Here is an 18,163-nt window from a genome sequence, read left to right as displayed (position 1 = left end):
GGTCCGGCCGGACCCGGCTTCAGGCCCCGCGGACCGCTGTCGCCCAGCTGCCGAGTTCCTCCGGCGTCCGCGGCCCGGCGTCCGACTCGCCGAGCAGTCCGTGTGCCCGCAGCACCTCCGCGGCCGCCATGCCCCACGGCCTGCGCAGGCGGGCGGCGTCCAGCAGGCCCTGGTCGGCCAGCAGTTCACCGATGGGCCCCGTTCGCAGCCCGTCCGGGGCCAGGACCGCCGCGTCGTCCGCCCAGCGCAGGGCGAGGTCCACGTCGTGGGTGGCCATGACGACGGTGGTACCCAAGTCGCGCAGCCGCCCCAGCACCTCCAGCAGCCGTTCCTGCCCGTGCGGGTCGAGGCCGGCCGTGGGCTCGTCGAGGATCAGCACCCGGGGCCGCATCGCCACGGCGCCCGCGATCGCGGCCCGCTTGCGCTGCCCGTACGACAGCAGATGCGTCGGCCGGTCCCGCAGGGCCACGATGTCGAGGGCCTCCAGCGACTCCGCCACCCGGTCCCGTACCTCGGCCTCGGGCAGGCCCAGATTCATCGGGCCGAAGGAGACGTCCTGGCCGACCGAGGCGGCGAACAGCTGGTCGTCGGGGTCCTGCACCACCAGCTGTACGGTCGTCCGCAGCCGGGTCAGGCCGGCGCGGTCGTACGCCACGGGCTCGCAGTCCAGCCGCAGTTCGCCCGACCCGCAGCGCAGGCCGCCGCTGAGCAGGCGCAGCAGCGTCGTCTTGCCGCTGCCGTTGCGGCCGAGGAGCGCCAGCGAACGCCCTTGCCGGATGCCGAAGTTCACGCCGCTCAGTACGTCCGGGCCGTCCTGGTACGCGTAACCCGCCGCGACGAGTTCCACGACGGGCCGCGCGGTCACTTTGCTCGCTGTGGTCACAGGAACAGCCTTTCGAGTACGAGTGTGAGGGCGGTGACCCCCGCAAGCAGCGCACCGCTCGCGGCCAGGAACCGCCAGGAGAGCACCGCCGGCGGGACCAGGACGCGCAGGGTGCCGTCGTAGCCGCGGCCCGCCAGACCCGACTGGAGGCGCTCCGCCCGGTCGAAGGCCCGCACGAAGGCCGTCGCGCCGAGTCCGGCGAGCGAACGCCAGGTGGCTGCCCGGGTGGTGTGCCCCAGCCGGGCCGCCTGCGCCTGCCGGATCCGGGTGACGGAGTCCAGCAGCAGGAAGCTGATCCGGTACATCACCAGGGCGACGTCCACCACGGGCGCGGGGACGCCTGCCCGTACCAGGCGGGGCAGTACATCGGAGACCGGCGTGGTGAAGGCGAACAGCAGCACTCCGAGCGAGGCCGCCGAGGTCCGCAGCAACAGCTGCCCCGCGTGCGCGGCGCCGTCCGGGGCGAGCGCCACGAACCCGTCCGCGCCGCCCACCTGGAACAGCAGCGGCAGCGCGCCGGTGACGCAGAACCCGAGCGGAATGCGGTACGCCCGCCACAGCTGCCGGGGTGCGACCCCGGCCGGGCCGAGCAGCACCCCGAGCGTGGCGGCGGCGACCAGTACCGCGCCCGGCCACGGCGGCAGACAGACCGCCGAGACGGTCAGCCCGAGCCCGAGGACGGCCTTCTCCAGGGGATGGCGGCGGCGCCAGCGACTGCTGTGCGCCGCCGCGTCGATCGGCAGCACCCGCCGGCTACCGCAGCGGGGCGTGGCCGGGCTGCTCGCCCGGCTCCGCTTCCGCTGCCGCGGTCGGTGCCGCTGCCGTAGCCGCGGTCGGTGCCGCGGTCGATGCCGAGGTCGGTGCCGCCGCCGCGCGGGCTTCGCCCTGCCTGCGGCCCCTGCGCAGCCCGAAGTAGTACGCCAGTACGCCCGCGCCGAGCGCCGCCTGCAACGAGAACAGCGCCGACTCGATCTCGCCGGACGGCGGCTCGTACAGCGGGGTGAACCACGGTTCGTAGTCCGGCTCGATCTCGTTGATCGCGGCCTCCGCCTGCCCGTCGGCCCCGCTGAACGGCTCCTCCTTGCCGTCCCCGAGCCCGAGCGCGAGCGGCAGCACGGCCAGAGCCGCCACGATGAGCAGCAGCAGGGAGTTGATCTTCGCGTTACGGCTCATCAGGCCACAGCCCCCTTCGTCTGCTCCGGCTTCTGCTGTCCCGGCCGCGCGCCGTGGAGCAGTACACCGAGGCGCGTCAACTCGCCCTTGCTGGACTGCATCAGCAGCCGCATCACCAGCACGGTCAGCAGACCCTCGCTGACCGCCAGCGGAATCTGGGTGACGGCGAAGATCCCGCCGAACTTGGCCAGCGCGCCGGGGATCCCGGTGGCCGGGTCGGGGAACGCGAGCGCCAGCTGCACGCTGGTGACGCAGTACGTGCTGAGGTCGGCCACGAAGGCGCCGAAGAACACGCTGACCATCAGCGGCACGTCGAAGCGCCGCAGCAGCCGGTACACCGCGTACCCCGCCCACGGTCCGGCTATCGCCATCGAGAAGACGTTGGCGCCGAGCGTGGTCAGCCCGCCGTGGGCCAGCAACAGGGCCTGGAAGAGGAGGGTGATCGTGCCGAGGACCGCCATGATGGGCGGTCTGAACAGAATGGCCCCCAGCCCGGTACCGGTGGGGTGGGAGCAACTACCGGTTACGGAAGGCAGCTTGAGGGCAGAAAGAACGAACGTAAACGCACCGGAGGCGCCGAGCAGCAGAGTGCTCTCGGGATTGGCCCTGACCTCACGGGTCAGCGCCCTGACCCCGTGGACGACGAACGGAGCTGACGCGGCGCCCCAGGCGACCGCGTGCAGCGGGGGCAGAAACCCCTCGGCTATATGCATGGTTGGGTAGACCCTCTCCAGCACCTCGTGGATGGACAACGCGCCCTGGCCGGTCTCCTGGCTGACGGGGGGGGCCCGGGGGGATCTCACATCTCCCCGGACTGGCTGGATGCCGCCCGACTCCGCCTTCCCGGACCCCGCGGTCTCCCGCGGCGGTCCAGTGGCTCCCCGGAGGGTGGAGTCGGACTACCCGATCACAGTGGCGAGGGCCGCACCGGTACCGCACCGGTTTCCCGTACACCAAGGCCCTGTGACCCTAGTGCGCCCCGACACCCCGCGCCAACCCTCACCAACCCGCGCACGGGCGCACGCCCAGGGCGCCCGCCTGCGGGGCGGGGGACGCCCACGTCGTCAGCAAGGCGTCCCGGATGCAAACAGCGATACATTTCGTCGTAAGGTGTTGGGTCGAACTGGTGTGCGGCGCGCGATAACGGGGGTCAGCCGGCGTGGAGTTGGTCGGGGAGATTGCTGCTGCGCGTACGGGGCGGGGGATCCGGCGCGTTTGCTGGGCGAGTCTCGGCTTGCGGTGGTGCTGAAGAGCGGCTCGGCCGCGAAAGATGAGAAACCCCTGATCAGGTGGGGATTGCTCAGCACTCGATGACGTTGACCGCGAGCCCGCCCCGCGCCGTCTCCTTGTACTTGACCTTCATGTCCGCGCCGGTCTCCTTCATGGTCTTGATGACCTTGTCGAGGGAGACCATGTGGCTGCCGTCGCCGCGCATCGCCATCTTGGCCGCCGTGATGGCCTTGACCGCCGCCATGCCGTTGCGCTCGATGCACGGGATCTGTACGAGGCCGCCGACCGGGTCGCACGTCAGGCCCAGGTTGTGTTCCATGCCGATCTCGGCGGCGTTCTCCACCTGCTCCGGGGTGCCGCCCAGTACCTCGGCGAGCGCGCCTGCCGCCATCGAGCAGGCGGAGCCGACCTCGCCCTGGCAGCCGACCTCGGCGCCGGAGATGGAGGCGTTCTCCTTGAAGAGCATGCCGACCGCGCCGGCCGCGAGGAGGAAGCGGACGATGCCGTCCTCGTCGGCGCCGGGCACGAAGTTCATGAAGTAGTGCAGGACGGCCGGGATGATGCCGGCCGCGCCGTTGGTGGGGGCGGTCACCACGCGGCCGCCCGCCGCGTTCTCCTCGTTGACCGCCATTGCGTAGAGGGTCACCCACTCCATCGCGTGCGCCTTCGGGTCGCCCTCGGCGCGCAGCTGGCGGGCGGAGTTGGCGGCGCGGCGGCGGACCTTCAGCCCGCCCGGCAGGATCCCCTCGCGGGACATGCCGCGCGAGACGCAGGACTGCATGACGCGCCAGATCTCCAGGAGGCCCTCGCGGATCTCCTCCTCGGTGCGCCAGGCCTTCTCGTTCTCCAGCATCAGCGAGGAGATGGACAGGCCGGTGTCGCGGGAGAGGCGCAGCAGCTCGTCGCCGGTGCGGAAGGGGTACATCAGCACGGTGTCGTCGAGCTTGATGCGGTCCTCGCCCACCGCGTCCTCGTCCACGACGAAGCCGCCGCCCACCGAGTAGTACGTCTTCTCCAGCAGCGGCGTGCCCGACGCGTCGTACGCGAAGAGGGTCATGCCGTTCGCGTGGTACGGCAGGGAGCGGCGCCGGTGCAGGATCAGCTGGTTCGGCTCGTCGAACGCGATCTCGTGGGCCGCCCCTATCTCGGCGCCCAGCAGCCGGAGCCGCCCGGTCTGCCGGATCCGCTCGACCTCGTCGTCCGCCGTCTCGACGTGCACCGTGCGGGGCGAGTGGCCCTCAAGGCCGAGCAGTACGGCCTTGGGGGTGCCGTGGCCGTGCCCCGTGGCGCCCAGCGAGCCGAAGAGCTCCGCCCGGACCGAGGCGGTCTGCGCGAGCAGGCCGTCCTTCTTGAGGCGGCCGACGAACATCCGCGCCGCCCGCATCGGGCCGACCGTGTGCGAGGAGGACGGGCCGATGCCGATGGAGAAGAGGTCGAAGACGGAGATGGCCACGGTGGCGGACTCCCTTGTCTGCTCGTGGTGGGAGGTACGGGTAAGGAGTGTTTGTAGAAGACGAGCCTAACGCGAACGGGTGACAGGAACGCTTCGGCCAGATGTCGGGCTGGGACCGGTCCGGGCGGGGACCGGTCAGGGCCGTCGGGTCCGGTCAGGGCCGTCGGGTCCGGTCCTGTCCGTCCAGTCATACGAATGGCCCGGCCTGTGGACAACTCAGGCCGGGCCATCGCGCTGCCGCCCTACGGTGAATCCGTCAGATCAGAACGGGCTCGTGCAGGGCCCATGGCGACGGGGGTCGAGCAATGTCACCGGTTCACAGCGACGGGTACAGCGGGTGCTTCGCGGCGAGCGCGGAGACCCTGGCCTTCAGCGACTCACTGTCGTACGACGGCTTCAGCGCCTCGGCGATGATGTCGGCGACCTCGGTGAAGTCCTCGGTGCCGAAACCGCGGGTGGCCAGCGCCGGCGTACCGATCCGCAGACCCGAGGTGACCATGGGCGGCCGGGGGTCGTTCGGGATGGCGTTGCGGTTGACCGTGATGCCCAGCTCGTGGAGCCGGTCCTCGGCCTGCTGGCCGTCGAGCTCGGAGTTGCGCAGGTCCACGAGGACCAGGTGGACGTCCGTACCGCCGGTGAGGACGGAGACGCCGTGCTCGGTGACGTCGGGCTGCACCAGGCGCTCGGCGAGGATGCGGGCGCCGTCCAGGGTGCGCTGCTGGCGCTCCTTGAACTCCTCGGACGCGGCGACCTTGAAGGAGACCGCCTTCGCCGCGATGACGTGCTCCAGGGGTCCGCCCTGCTGGCCGGGGAAGACCGCAGAGTTGATCTTCTTCGCCAGCTCCTGCGTGGAGAGGATCACACCGCCGCGCGGACCGCCGAGGGTCTTGTGCGTGGTGGTGGTGACGACGTGGGCGTGCGGCACCGGGTTGGGGTGCAGGCCCGCGGCCACCAGGCCGGCGAAGTGGGCCATGTCCACCATCAGGTACGCGCCGACCTCGTCGGCGATCCGGCGGAACGCCGCGAAGTCGAGCTGGCGCGGGTACGCGGACCAGCCGGCGACGATCAGCTGCGGCCGGGACTCCTTGGCCAGGCGCTCGACCTCGGCCATGTCGACCTGGCCGGTCTCCTCGTCGACGTGGTACGGGACCACGTTGTAGAGCTTGCCAGAGAAGTTGATCTTCATGCCGTGGGTCAGGTGCCCGCCGTGGGCGAGGTTCAGACCCATGATCGTGTCGCCGGGCTTCAGCAGCGCGAACATCGCCGCCGCGTTGGCCTGGGCGCCCGAGTGGGGCTGCACGTTGGCGTGCTCGGCACCGAACAGCGCCTTGATGCGGTCGATCGCGATCTGCTCGACCACGTCGACGTGCTCGCAGCCGCCGTAGTAGCGGCGGCCCGGGTAGCCCTCGGCGTACTTGTTGGTGAGAACTGAGCCCTGGGCCTCCATGACCGCGACCGGAGCGAAGTTCTCCGAGGCGATCATCTCGAGGGTGGACTGCTGGCGGTGGAGCTCGGCGTCGACAGCGGCGGCGACGTCCGGGTCCAGCTCATGGAGGGAGGTGTTCAGAAGCGACTTCGAAGACATCACGGTCCCTGGGGGTCTCAGTTGCCGGAGAGGGCGGCGTACTCGTCGGCGGAGAGCAGATCGTCCGGCGCGGCCGAGACACGCACCTTGAACAGCCATCCGCCTTCGTAGGGGGCGCTGTTCACGAGCGACGGGTCGTCGACGACGTCCTGGTTGATCTCGGTGACCTCACCGGAGACGGGGGAGTACAGGTCGCTGACGGACTTGGTCGACTCCAGCTCGCCGCAGGTCTCGCCGGCGGCAACGGTGTCGCCCACCTCAGGGAGCTGGGCGAAGACCACGTCGCCGAGCGCGTTCGCGGCGAACTCCGTGATGCCGACCGTCGACACGCCGTCCTCGGCGGCCGACAGCCACTCGTGCTCCTTGCTGTAACGCAGCTGCTGGGGGTTGCTCATGGCCTGATTCTCCTGGATGCGGGGGAGTGCTGGTGGACTGTCGTCTTGAAGGGTGAGACGCGCGGATGTGCGCGAGGTCACTTCTGGCGCTTGTAGAAGGGGAGCGCCACGACCTCGTACGGCTCATGGGTACCGCGAATGTCGACGCCCACCCCGGAGGTGCCGGGCTCGGCGTGTGCGGCGTCCACGTACGCGATGGCGATCGGCTTGCCCAGGGTCGGGGAGGGGGCGCCCGAGGTGACCTCGCCGACGACCTTGCCCTCCGCGACGACGGGGAAGCCGGCGCGGGGGACCCGGCGGCCCTCGGCGATCAGGCCGACCAGCTTGCGCGGCGGGTTGGTCGCGGCGCGCTCGGCGGCGGACTCCAGGGCGGCACGGCCCACGAAGTTGCCGCCGTTGGAGGTCTTCTCGAACTTGACGACCCGGCCCAGGCCCGCGTCGAACGGCGTCAGCGCGGTGGTCAGCTCGTGCCCGTACAGCGGCATGCCCGCTTCCAGGCGGAGCGTGTCGCGGCAGGACAGTCCGGCCGGGACCAGGCCGACGGGGGCGCCCGCCTCGGTCAGGGCCTGCCACAGCTTCTCGGCGTACTGCGGTGCGACGAACAGCTCGAAGCCGTCCTCGCCGGTGTAGCCGGTACGGGCGATCAGCGCCGGGACACCGGCGACCGTGCCGGGCAGGCCGGCGTAGTACTTGAGCCCGTCCAGGTCGGCGTCGGTCAGCGACTTCAGGATGCCGGGGGACTCGGGGCCCTGGACGGCGATCAGCGCGTACGCGTCACGGTCGTCGCGGACCTCGGCGTCGAAGTCCTCGGCCCGGTTGCTCAGCTCGTTGTAGACCGTCTGGGCGTTGGAGGCGTTGGCGACGACCATGTACTCGGTCTCGCCGAGGCGGTAGACGATCAGGTCGTCGAGGATGCCACCCTCCTCGTCGCAGATCATGGTGTAGCGGGCGCGGCCCACGGCGACACCGCCGATGTTGCCGACCAGGGAGAAGTCGAGGCAGTCCGCGGCCTCGGGACCGGTAACGGTGATCTCGCCCATATGGGAGAGGTCGAAGAGACCGGCCTTGGTGCGGACCGCGTTGTGCTCGTCGCGTTCACTGCCGTACCGCAGCGGCATGTCCCAGCCCGCGAAGTCGGTCATGGTCGCGCCCAGTGCGCGATGCACGGCATCGAGGGCGGTCAGGCGGGGGGTATTCGTCATAGGGGTGGCTCCAGGGCATGGCCGACGAGGACTTTCCTCCCCATCTGTCATCGGAACCTGAGAGGTTCACCACGACCGTACGTACAGCAAGCTATACGCAGTCGTGACTTGCACCTTGGGTGGAGCCACTGGCAGCGGCCCGCTTTTCAGATGTGCCTCGCCCGCGCGGTACGGGGCCTGAGAGATTCAAGGGAGGGACTTGCTCCTTCGGCGCCCGGCACACACAGTGGCCAGGACTCTCCCGCGCGGATTCAAGCGGCCGTTATGCAGTTGGCGCGGACATCATTGCACGCATTGGAGCAGAGCGGGGGCCCGGCCCCGAACCGGGCGCGAACAGCAAGATGCTTGTGCCTCATTACCGTTTCTTTACACTCGGTGGACAGGGGTACCGGTGACCCGACAGGGGGAGGACGATCACGTTGACGAGGCCTGGGGCGTATGCGACGACCGCGGGGGTCGCGCCCGGCGCGATGCCCGCGCAGCCCGGCGTGCCGGTGCGGGACGCGCTCGGCCGGCCCGAGCCCGTGGTCCGCGACCTGCGGGACCGGGGCGGCCGCAGCCCACTTGGCCTCGATTTCGCGGGAGGCGACGTGGTGGTCGTCTCCGGCCTGCCGGGCAGCGGAAAGAGCACGCTGATCAAGCGCACCGCGGCGACGCGCAGCATCGACTCCCAGGACGTCCGTGAGCGCTGGGAAGCCCGGATGCCCGGCCTCCTGCCGTACGCCGTCTACCGCCCCCTCGTGCGCGTCGCGCACTACGCCGGGCTGTGGCAGGCGCTCCGCTCGGGTGAGAGCGTCGTCGTGCATGACTGCGGCACGCAGGCGTGGGTGCGGAAGCTGCTGGCCCGCGAGGCCCGCCGCCGTGGGCGCGCGCTGCACCTCCTGCTGCTGGACGTCACGCCCGAGGTCGCCCTGGAGGGCCAGGCCGAGCGGGGCCGTGGGGTCTCCGGATACGCCTTCGCCCGGCACCGGCGGGCCGTCGGCCGGCTCGTGGACGACGCGGAGAACGGCCGGCTGCCGGGCGGCTGCGCCTCGGCGGTGCTGCTGGACCGGAGCGCGGCGGGGGCGCTGCGGCGAATCGGCTTCATGCCCGCCGACGACCGCGGTGAGTGACGGTTTAGGGTCGTTCCCGCAGGCAGCGCGGCAGCGCGGGCAGCGTGGTGGGAAGGGACCCGGTGAACATGGACATTCCGGTGCAGGGCGCTCCGTACGGCGGCTGGCCGGGCAACGAGCTCGAGGAGGTGCTCGCCGCCTCGGTCGGCAACCCGTCCGCGGGAGGCCGGCTGATCGAGGTGCTGGGGCGCAGCCAGGTCTGGGTACCGCTGCCCAACGGGGGAGGCCCCCACAGCCCGAATCTCGACCTGCCCACCCTGGAGATCCAGGGCGCCGCTTATGTGCCCGTCTTCAGTTCCGAGCAGCAGTTCCTGCAGGGCGCGGGTTCGCACATGCCGTTCGCCGTCGCGCCCGCCCGCGAGTTCGCCCGCGGCCTGCCACCGCAGCTGGGTATCGCCGTGAACCCGGACGGCACGGTGGGCATGCCGCTGCCGCCCGAGGCCGTCGCCGAGCTGTGCCGGGTGGGGCGTACCCCACTTGGGGGTCCCTCCCAGGCCGGAGGCTCTGGGGGAGGGCCGGCGAGCGGCGGCCGGGTGCGGCTCTTCGAGCCGGACTGGCAGGACGACCCGGTCGACTTCCTGGCGGTGGCGGCCGCTGAGTTCGAGGCGTCCGGCGTGGTCCGCTCCGCCCGGCGCTGCCTGGCCAGCATCGAGGGCGACGCCCCGGCGCTGTTCGTCGGTATCGAGCTGCTGGCCTGGGAGCCGGCCGAGCGCAACGCCCCGATGGACGCCCTGGGCCGGGCGCTTGGCCGGGCCCAGGTCTCGTGGCCGGTCAACCTGGTCCTGCTCGATGTGGCCCAGGACCCGGTCGGCGAGTGGATGCTGGAACGGGTGCAGCCGTTCTACCGGCGCGAGCGGAGTCAGTGACTCCGCGCTCGCGCGGCGGCTCGTGTGAGAAGTCCTGCGTCAAGTCGGTGTCAGGACTCCCGCTTAAGCTGGTTTGATGACCTGGCCGCACGAGTGTTGCACCGACAAGCGGCCGTCGGCCCCGTGACCGCGGGCCGGCACGGTGGACGGAAGAGGGGCGGGTCCCAGGTGAGTGCGTCAGGCACGGCAGCGGCCGGGCAGGTCGAGCACATGCTGCGCCAGGTGACGCCTGGGCGTTACGACGCCTACGAGGCGCTGTTGCGCGCCCTCGCCGACCCCGCGACCGGCCAGGTCTGGATGCTGCTCTGGCACGGCCAGGCCGGCTCACCCGACGCGCAGTACGGGAACATGGAGGTCGACGGACTCGGTTACGCGCCCTGCGTCACCTCCGCCCAGGAACTCGCCGCCAGCGGCTGGAACCGCGCCTGCGAGGTCGTCTCCGGCCTGGACATCGCCCGCGCCCTCTACCCCGACCGCTGGGGGATCTGGCTCAACCCGCACGCCCCCGGCGGCGGCGTCGGCATCCCGTGGGCGGACCTCCGCCGGATCGCCACCGGGCTGGACCGCATGCCCGCCGGACCGCTGCGGCTCTCCGAACCCGCCATCGAGATCCCGCAGTTCTACGCCCAGCTCACGCAGAACGCCCACCGCACCGGCCCGGTCCGCTCGTTGCGCCGCGCCTGGGTGCAGCCCGCGCTCGGCAGTCCGTATCTGGCCATCGGCCTCGATCTCTACGACACGACCGCGCCCTCGGTGGACGCGGTCCGCGTGATGATGCAGCAGTCCATCGGCGCCGTCCCGGACGGGCTGCCGGTCTCCACGGTCGCGATGTCCGACGAGTACGACCCGGTCGCGATGTGGCTCCGGGTGAACTCCCGCCCGTTCTACGACCGCGAGGCACACCAGCCCGCCGCGGCGCCCCCGGCGGCCTCGGGCTACCAGGGCACGTACTGATCACCGAGGGGCATTCCGCCCGGCCCCGGGCAATTCCCGTGTAACCAGCACGCGTTGACTTTCTTGTCCGATCCGGGCGTTACGGGCGGTCTTGCTCCGCTGAGCCGACCATCGCGTCCGGATAACGGAAGACTCCTGGCCACATCACGGTTGCGCATCCATTCCCCAACAGGTCTGGCGGGTGATCGCGGCGGCGTTGAAGACTCCCGGCAAGCACGAGGCGTCGGACGTGTGTGCAGTCGAGGTCAAGCCCAACACGTCGCGCGTCAGCACCACCTGAACCACCCGGAAACACGGCAGCAAACCGACCGCACCGTCGACCCGGGCGGGCCGCCAAGCACCGTCGGCAACCGCCGGCACGGGCAAGCACGAGGGACGATGACCGCACCCATTGAGACCACTGGATCGCAGACCGACGTTCCGCCCGAGGCTGTGTTGGCGGGCGTCAAGTCCCAGCAGATCGAGGGCCGTTCGCTCGGGCAGATCGCCTGGACGCGCTTCAAGCGCGACAAGGTGGCCGTCGTCGGCGGCATTGTCGTGGTGCTGCTCATCCTGACCGCCGCGCTGTCGAGACCGCTCCAGTCGATGCTCGGGCTTGACCCGAACCAGTTCCACCAGGACCTCATCGACCCCAACACGACCCTGCCCAAGGGTGATTTCGGCGGGATGAGCTGGGATCACCCGCTGGGTGTGGAGCCGAAGTTCGGGCGCGACATCCTCGCCCGCATCCTCGAGGGCTCCTGGGTGTCGCTCGTGGTGGCCTTCGGCGCGACTCTGCTCTCCAACGCGATCGGCACCATCCTCGGCGTGGTCGCCGGGTACTACGGGGGGCGGGTCGACACGATCATCAGCCGCCTGATGGACACGTTCCTCGCTTTCCCCCTGCTCCTCTTCGCGATCGCCATCTCCGCCACGCTGCAGGGCGGGGCCTTCGGCCTCGAAGGTCTCCCGCTGCACATCCTCGTCCTGATCTTCGTCATCGGATTCTTCAACTGGCCGTACATGGGCCGGATAGTCCGCGGTCAGGCACTGGCGCTGCGTGAGCGGGAGTTCGTGGACGCGGCGCGCGGGATGGGGGCCCGTGGCCCGTACATCCTCTTCAAGGAACTGTTGCCGAACCTTGTCGCGCCGATCATCGTCTACTCGACGCTGCTCATCCCGACCAACATCATCTTCGAGGCATCGCTCAGCTTCCTCGGCGTCGGGATCCAGCCGCCCCAGGCTTCTTGGGGCGGAATGCTCGATCAGGCTAAGGACTTCTTCGAGGTCGACCCGCAGTACATGGTCGTGCCCGGCCTTGCCATCTTCGTCACCGTACTGGCGTTCAACCTGCTCGGTGACGGCCTCCGGGATGCGCTCGACCCACGCAGTCGCTGACGTCTGCCGGGCTGAGTCCCAAACAAGTTTCCGACAACGAAGGGGAACCGACCATCATGCGAAGGTCAGCAGTGGCCGCGATCGCGGTCATCAGCAGTGCGAGCTTCCTGCTCGCCGGCTGCAGTAAGGCCGAGGACAAGGACGGCGGCGACGCCAAGGGCGCCGGCGCCAATGCCGCCACCAAGGAGATGGTCAACGCCTCCGACAAGAAGGGCGGAACGGTCACCTATGCCATGGCCGACGCCCCGGAGTCCTTCGACCCCGGCAACACGTACTACGCCTTCATCTACAACTTCAGCCGGCTGTACGCCCGACCGCTGATGACGTTCAAGCCCGCTCCCGGCGAGGCGGGCAATGAGCTCGTCCCCGACCTGGCCGCAGGCAAGGGCACGCCGACCGACGGCGGCAAGACCTGGACGTACAAGATCCGCGCGGGGGTCAAGTACGACGACGGCACCGTGGTGACCTCGAAGGACGTCAAGTACGCCGTCGAGCGATCCAACTTCGCGCGCGACGTACTGTCGCTCGGCCCGAACTACTTCCAGCAGATGCTGGACGACCCGGACAAGTACAAGGGCCCGTACAAGGACAAGAGCGACAAGGGTCTTTCGTCCATCGAGACCCCGGACGACACCACCATCGTCTTCAAGCTCAACAAGCCGTTCGCGGACTTCGACTACCTGGTCAGCGCCCCGCAGACCGCCCCGGTGCCGAAGGCCAAGGACAAGGGCGTGGACTACACGAAGTCCATCGTGTCTTCGGGTTCGTACAAGTTCGAGTCCTACCAGGAGGGCAAGCAGGTCACCCTGGTCAGGAACCCGAACTGGGACGCCAAGTCCGACCCGCTGCGCAAGCAGTACCCGGACAAGATCGTCCTGAACCTGAAGGTCAACCAGGCGACCATCGACAAGGACCTGCTCTCGGGTGCCACGCATGTCGACCTGGCCGGCCGTGGTGTCGACACCCAGACCCAGGCCCAGCTGCTGAGCGACCCCAAGAAGAAGGCGAGCACCGACAACACCGCTGGTGGCCGTCTCGTCTACACGGCGATCAACACGCAGGTCGCGCCGTTCAACAACGTCGAGTGCCGCAAGGCCGTGCAGTACGCCATCGACAAGGTCTCGGTGCAGACGGCGATGGGTGGCTCGATCCGTGGTGACATCGCCAGCACGGTGATGCCGACGGACATCAAGGGCTACGTGAAGGCCGACATGTACGCCACCCCCGGTGGCAAGGGTGACGCGGCCAAGGCCAAGGAACACCTGAAGGCCTGTGGCCAGGAGAAGGGCTTCAAGACCGTCATCTCCGCGCGCAGCGACCGTCAGAGTGAGGTCGACTCGGCCACCGCGATCGTCGAGGCCCTCAAGAAGGTCGGCATCGAGGCGAGCATCAAGCAGTACCCGTCGAGCAAGTACTTCTCCGACTACGCGGGCGTCCCGACGTTCACGAAGAAGGAGGGCATCGGCCTCATCATGATGCAGTGGGGCTCCGACTGGCCGACCGGCTACGGCTTCCTGCAGCAGATCGTGCACGGCAAGGCCATCGGCCAGTCCGGCAACACGAACCTCTCCGAGCTGAACGACCCGGCGATCAACAAGCTCCTCGACGACGCCATCGCGAACACCGACGAGGCGGCCCGCAACGCGGCCTACACCGAGGTGGACAAGAAGGTCATGGAGCAGGCCGTCATCGTCCCGCTGTCCTACTTCAAGGTCCTGCTGTATCGCTCGCCCAACGCCACCAACCTGGTGTCCACGGCTGCCTTCAGCGGTCAGTACGACTACCTCAACATCGGCACCACGAAGTAGTAGCCCCGGAAGGCAGGTGAAGGCATTGGTGCCCGCGGGCTTCGTCGCTCGCGGGCACCAGCGCCGGTCCCCGTGATCTCGTACATCCTCCGCCGGACAATCGCGGCAGTGATCCTGCTGCTGGTTGTCACCGCGGTCACCTTCGGCATCTTCTTCCTGCTGCCGAGGCTGGCCGGCCAGACCGTCGATCAGCTGGCTCAGCAGTACATCGGCAAGAACCCCACGCCCGAGGACATCGCGGCGGTCAAGCGGAACCTCGGCCTGGATCAGCCCATCTACACCCAGTACTGGGAATTCATCAAGGGGATCCTGGTAGGCGCCGACTACGACCTCGGCCCGACCACCGCGCACTGCAACGCGCCCTGCTTCGGCTACTCCTTCAAGGACCACCTGGAGGTCTGGCCACAGCTCATGGACCGTCTGCCGGTCACCATCTCGCTGGCCAGCGGCGCGGCCGTGATCTGGCTGCTCTCCGGTGTCAGCGCGGGTGTCATCTCCGCGCTCAAGCCGGGTTCGGTTTTCGACCGGGCCGCCATGGGCGTCTCGCTCGCCGGCGTCTCGCTTCCCATGTTCTTCACCGGCCAGTTGGCGCTGCTGCTCTTCAGCTACAAGCTGGAGATCTTCGGCAGAACCTATGTGCCATTCACCGAGAACCCGGCTCAGTGGGCCAACACCCTGTTCCTGCCTTGGTGTTCGCTCGCCCTGCTCTACTCCGCGATCTACGCTCGGCTCACCCGCTCCGGCATGCTGGAGACGATGAACGAGGACTTCATCCGCACCGCGCGCGCCAAGGGCCTGCGTGAGCGGAAGGTCGTCGCCCGGCACGGACTGCGCGCCGCGCTCACCCCGATCATCACCGTCTTCGGCATGGACCTCGGTCTCCTGCTCGGCGGTGCGCTGATCACCGAGTCGGTGTTCTCGCTGCACGGAATCGGCGAGTACGCGGTCCAGGGGATCACCGCCAACGACCTGCCGCCAATCCTCGGCGTGACGCTGGTTGCCGCCTTCTTCGTCGTGATCTGCAATCTCCTGGTGGACCTGCTGTACGCCGCCGTCGACCCGCGGGTGAGGCTCTCGTGACCGAACTGTCCAAGACCGGTGCCGCCGTGGGCGAGCCGGTGAAGTCCGGGGAGTCGCCCGCCCCGGACGCCTTCCTCGAAGTGCGCGACCTCAAGGTGCACTTCCCGACCGACGATGGCTTGGTCAAGTCCGTCGACGGGCTCACCTTCCAGTTGGAGAAGGGCAAAACCCTCGGCATCGTCGGCGAGTCCGGCTCAGGCAAGTCCGTCACGTCGCTCGCCGTGATGGGCCTCCACCGCCAGGGTCCGCGCGGCAAGAACGTCAGGATGTCCGGCGAGATCTGGCTCGGCGGTAAGGAGCTCGTCGGCGCTGAACCGGACGAGGTGCGCCGGATGCGTGGCCGCGAGATGGCGATGATCTTCCAGGACCCGCTGTCGGCAATGCACCCGTACTACACGGTCGGCAACCAGATCGTGGAGGCGTACCGCGTCCACAACGACGTGAGCAGGAAGATCGCCCGCAGGCGCGCGATTGAGCTCCTCGACCGGGTTGGCATTCCCGAGCCCGACAAGCGGGTGGACAGCTACCCGCACGAGTTCTCCGGCGGGATGCGCCAGCGCGCGATGATCGCTATGGCGCTGGTCAACAATCCCGAGCTGCTCATCGCGGACGAGCCGACCACCGCCCTGGACGTCACGGTCCAGGCGCAGATCCTCGACCTGATCCGGGATCTGCAGAAGGAGTTCGGCTCCGCGGTCATCATCATCACCCACGACCTCGGCGTGGTCGCAGAGATCGCCGACGACATCCTGGTGATGTACGGCGGCCGATGCGTCGAGCGCGGTCCGGTCGACGACATCTTCTACGCCCCGCAGCACCCGTACACCTGGGGCTTGCTGGGCTCGATGCCGCGCATCGACCGCGACCAGACCGACCGTCTCATCCCGGTCAAGGGCTCGCCGCCCAGCCTCATCAACGTCCCCTCCGGCTGCGCCTTCAACCCGCGCTGCCCGTACGCGGATGTGCCGGAGGGCGGTATCACCCGCACCGACCGCCCCGAGCTCCGCGAGGTCGGCAGCCGGCACCACTCCGCCTGCCACATGTCGCAGGAGGACCGCACGCGGATCTGGACCGAAGAGATTGCGCCGAAGCTGTGAGCGAAACGAAGAAGACAGCCGGGGCTGACGCCGTCGTGGTACCGGAGCAGGCCACCGCGTCTCCCGAGCCGCTGCTCAAGGTTCAAGGCCTGGTCAAGCACTTCCCCATCAAGAAGGGGCTGCTGCAGCGTCAGGTCGGCGCCGTCAAGGCGGTCGACGGAATCGATTTCGACGTACGCCGAGGTGAGACCCTTGGTGTCGTCGGCGAGTCGGGCTGCGGCAAGTCGACCATGGGCCGACTGATCACGCGGCTTCTCGAACCGACGGCGGGCAAGGTCGAGTTCGACGGCCACGACATCACGCATCTCGGCACCGGCGGCATGAGGCCGCTGCGCCGCGATGTGCAGATGATCTTCCAGGACCCGTACGGCTCGCTGAACCCGCGCCATACGGTCGGCTCGATCGTCAGCGCGCCGTTCCGCCTGCAGGGCGTCGAGCCCGAGGGCGGGATCAAGAAGGAGGTGCAGCACCTCCTGGAGCTGGTGGGGCTGAGCCCCGAGCACTACAACCGCTACCCGCACGAGTTCTCCGGCGGCCAGCGCCAGCGCATCGGTATCGCCCGCGCGCTCGCACTGAAGCCGAAGCTGGTCGTGGCGGACGAGCCGGTTTCGGCGCTCGACGTGTCGATCCAGGCGCAGGTGGTGAACCTGCTGGACGACCTCCAGGACGAGCTGGGCCTCACGTACGTGATCATCGCCCACGACCTGTCGGTCATCCGCCATGTCTCGGACCGCATCGCGGTGATGTACCTCGGCAAGATCGTCGAACTGACCGACCGCAAGTCGCTGTACGAGTCGCCGATGCACCCGTACACCAAGGCGCTGCTCTCCGCGGTGCCGGTGCCGGACCCCCGGCGGCGCGGCGTGAAGAGCGAGCGCATCCTGCTCAAGGGCGACGTTCCGTCGCCGATCTCGCCGCCGAGCGGCTGCCGGTTCCACACCCGGTGCTGGAAGGCCACGGAGGTCTGCAAGACGCAGGAACCGCCGCTGCTCGCCCTGAAGTCCGGGCACCAGGTGGCCTGCCACCACCCGGAGAACGCTCCGGACCAGGTGCCGGGGGACGCGGCGCTGCCGGAGGCGCGGGAGAAGATCGAGATCGTCGACGTGTCGAAGAAGGCGGAGCCGGAGTCGGCGGAGGCCGGGGAGCCGGCGGAGGCCGGGGAGCCGGAGGCGCCTTCGGGGGCCGAGAAGGCAGCCGACGCCGGGAAGGAAAGCGGCAAGGAGTAGAACCGGCACAATTGCCGGGTGCTCCATGAACTCTTCACCCCCTCCGTCCAGCACGGGCTCGACGTCGCCGGGATCTTCGTCTTCGCGATCTCCGGCGCACTGCTCGCCGTACGCAAGAATTTCGACGTATTCGGCATCGCAGTGCTCGCAGAGGTCACCGCGCTGGGCGGAGGGCTGTTCCGTGATCTGATCATCGGGGCCGTGCCGCCGGCCGCCTTCACGGACCTGGGGTACTTCGTCACCCCCCTGCTCGCCGCGGCCCTCGTCTTCTTCCTGCACCCGCACGTCGAGCGGATCAACGGCGCGGTCAATGTCTTCGACGCTGCCGGCCTCGGCCTGTTCTGCGTGGCCGGGACCACCAAGGCGTACGAGTACGGCCTCGGCCTCACCGCGTCCGCGGCGCTGGGCCTGGCCACCGCCGTGGGCGGGGGCGTGCTGCGTGACGTGCTCGCCAACGAAGTGCCGTCGCTGCTGCGCTGGGACCGCGACCTGTATGCCGTGCCGGCCATCATGGGGTCCGCGATCGTCGTCCTCTGTATCCGGTTCGACTCGCTCAACGCGCTGACCAGCGGACTCGCCGCGGTGACCGCGTTCCTCCTGCGACTGCTCGCGATGCGCTTCCACTGGCGCGCGCCGCGTGCCTGGCACCGTCGCTCGGCGGCCGCCGAAGAGGTCGGCTGAGGCCGAGGCAGAAAGCTACCGCTTAGTAGCGAACGGGTGTA

General features: G+C 69.4%; 17 protein-coding genes and 2 riboswitches. Of the genes, 9 read left to right on the top strand and 8 right to left on the bottom strand.

Translation table 11 applies throughout. The features are described from left to right. Positions 1-19: 19 nt before the first annotated feature. From NLX86_RS01415 to gcvT, 8 genes are all read right to left on the bottom strand, one after another. Positions 20-883 carry an ATP-binding cassette domain-containing protein gene (locus tag NLX86_RS01415; protein ID WP_374213810.1) on the bottom strand — a complete coding sequence of 288 codons (864 nt, stop codon included), beginning with the start codon at positions 881-883 and terminating at the stop codon, positions 20-22. Next, positions 880-1,629, bottom strand: a complete 750-nt coding sequence (gene cbiQ, locus NLX86_RS01410; protein WP_254369670.1) for a cobalt ECF transporter T component CbiQ — start codon at positions 1,627-1,629, stop codon at positions 880-882. The genes NLX86_RS01415 and cbiQ overlap by 4 nt, the downstream gene beginning before the upstream one ends. 7 nt (positions 1,630-1,636) lie before the next feature. Next, a complete protein-coding gene (locus NLX86_RS01405) occupies positions 1,637-2,056 on the bottom strand; it encodes an energy-coupling factor ABC transporter substrate-binding protein (protein ID WP_254369669.1) in 420 nt (139 codons plus the stop codon). Beyond that, positions 2,056-2,769 carry an energy-coupling factor ABC transporter permease gene (locus tag NLX86_RS01400; protein ID WP_254369668.1) on the bottom strand — a complete coding sequence of 238 codons (714 nt, stop codon included), beginning with the start codon at positions 2,767-2,769 and terminating at the stop codon, positions 2,056-2,058. The genes NLX86_RS01405 and NLX86_RS01400 overlap by 1 nt, the downstream gene beginning before the upstream one ends. Positions 2,770-2,798: 29 nt before the next feature. Beyond that, positions 2,799-3,029, bottom strand: a riboswitch (cobalamin riboswitch). Between the two features lie 327 nt (positions 3,030-3,356). Then, a complete protein-coding gene (locus tag NLX86_RS01395) occupies positions 3,357-4,739 on the bottom strand; it encodes an L-serine ammonia-lyase (RefSeq protein ID WP_254369667.1) in 1,383 nt (460 codons plus the stop codon). Positions 4,740-5,055: 316 nt separating this feature from the next. Beyond that, positions 5,056-6,324, bottom strand: a complete 1,269-nt coding sequence (gene glyA / locus NLX86_RS01390) for a serine hydroxymethyltransferase (RefSeq protein WP_254369666.1) — start codon at positions 6,322-6,324, stop codon at positions 5,056-5,058. Positions 6,325-6,341: 17 nt separating this feature from the next. Then, complete coding sequence (gene gcvH / locus NLX86_RS01385) at positions 6,342-6,719, bottom strand: glycine cleavage system protein GcvH (RefSeq protein ID WP_254369665.1); 378 nt, start codon at positions 6,717-6,719, stop codon at positions 6,342-6,344. 77 nt (positions 6,720-6,796) lie between these two features. Next, the gene (gene gcvT, locus NLX86_RS01380) at positions 6,797-7,921 is read right to left on the bottom strand and encodes a glycine cleavage system aminomethyltransferase GcvT (protein WP_254369664.1); all 1,125 of its coding nucleotides are present in this window, start codon (positions 7,919-7,921) and stop codon (positions 6,797-6,799) included. 156 nt (positions 7,922-8,077) lie between these two features. Then, positions 8,078-8,175, bottom strand: a riboswitch (glycine riboswitch). A 159-nt stretch (positions 8,176-8,334) separates the two neighbouring features. Between gcvT and NLX86_RS01375 the strand changes: the two genes are divergently transcribed. The 9 genes from NLX86_RS01375 to NLX86_RS01335 all read left to right on the top strand — a co-directional run bounded on the left by NLX86_RS01375 (position 8,335) and on the right by NLX86_RS01335 (position 18,122). After that, positions 8,335-9,033, top strand: coding sequence for an AAA family ATPase (locus tag NLX86_RS01375; RefSeq protein WP_374213816.1), 699 nt, complete (start codon positions 8,335-8,337; stop codon positions 9,031-9,033). A 68-nt stretch (positions 9,034-9,101) separates the two neighbouring features. Beyond that, positions 9,102-9,899 (top strand): enhanced serine sensitivity protein SseB, encoded by a 798-nt coding sequence (locus tag NLX86_RS01370; protein WP_254369663.1) that lies wholly within the window; start codon positions 9,102-9,104, stop codon positions 9,897-9,899. A 168-nt stretch (positions 9,900-10,067) separates the two neighbouring features. After that, a complete protein-coding gene (locus NLX86_RS01365) occupies positions 10,068-10,853 on the top strand; it encodes an enhanced serine sensitivity protein SseB C-terminal domain-containing protein (RefSeq protein WP_254369662.1) in 786 nt (261 codons plus the stop codon). A 378-nt stretch (positions 10,854-11,231) separates the two neighbouring features. Continuing rightward, positions 11,232-12,230, top strand: coding sequence for an ABC transporter permease (locus NLX86_RS01360; RefSeq protein WP_254369661.1), 999 nt, complete (start codon positions 11,232-11,234; stop codon positions 12,228-12,230). Between the two features lie 56 nt (positions 12,231-12,286). Further along, the gene (locus tag NLX86_RS01355; protein WP_254369660.1) at positions 12,287-14,038 is read left to right on the top strand and encodes an ABC transporter substrate-binding protein; all 1,752 of its coding nucleotides are present in this window, start codon (positions 12,287-12,289) and stop codon (positions 14,036-14,038) included. A gap of 72 nt (positions 14,039-14,110) precedes the next feature. Beyond that, a complete protein-coding gene (locus NLX86_RS01350; RefSeq protein WP_254369659.1) occupies positions 14,111-15,118 on the top strand; it encodes an ABC transporter permease in 1,008 nt (335 codons plus the stop codon). Continuing rightward, the gene (locus NLX86_RS01345) at positions 15,115-16,215 is read left to right on the top strand and encodes an ABC transporter ATP-binding protein (protein ID WP_254369658.1); all 1,101 of its coding nucleotides are present in this window, start codon (positions 15,115-15,117) and stop codon (positions 16,213-16,215) included. The genes NLX86_RS01350 and NLX86_RS01345 overlap by 4 nt, the downstream gene beginning before the upstream one ends. Then, positions 16,212-17,441 (top strand): dipeptide ABC transporter ATP-binding protein, encoded by a 1,230-nt coding sequence (locus NLX86_RS01340; RefSeq protein WP_308409532.1) that lies wholly within the window; start codon positions 16,212-16,214, stop codon positions 17,439-17,441. Before NLX86_RS01345 ends, NLX86_RS01340 begins: the two co-directional genes overlap by 4 nt. Before the next feature lie 18 nt (positions 17,442-17,459). Next, positions 17,460-18,122: a trimeric intracellular cation channel family protein gene (locus NLX86_RS01335; protein ID WP_254369657.1), complete on the top strand. Its 663-nt coding sequence runs from the start codon at positions 17,460-17,462 to the stop codon at positions 18,120-18,122. Positions 18,123-18,163: the final 41 nt, after the last annotated feature.

Origin of the sequence: Streptomyces sp. A3M-1-3 (assembly GCF_024213665.1) — a bacterium.
Classification (GTDB): domain Bacteria; phylum Actinomycetota; class Actinomycetes; order Streptomycetales; family Streptomycetaceae; genus Streptomyces.
This window is presented reverse-complemented; position numbering and strand designations above follow the sequence as displayed.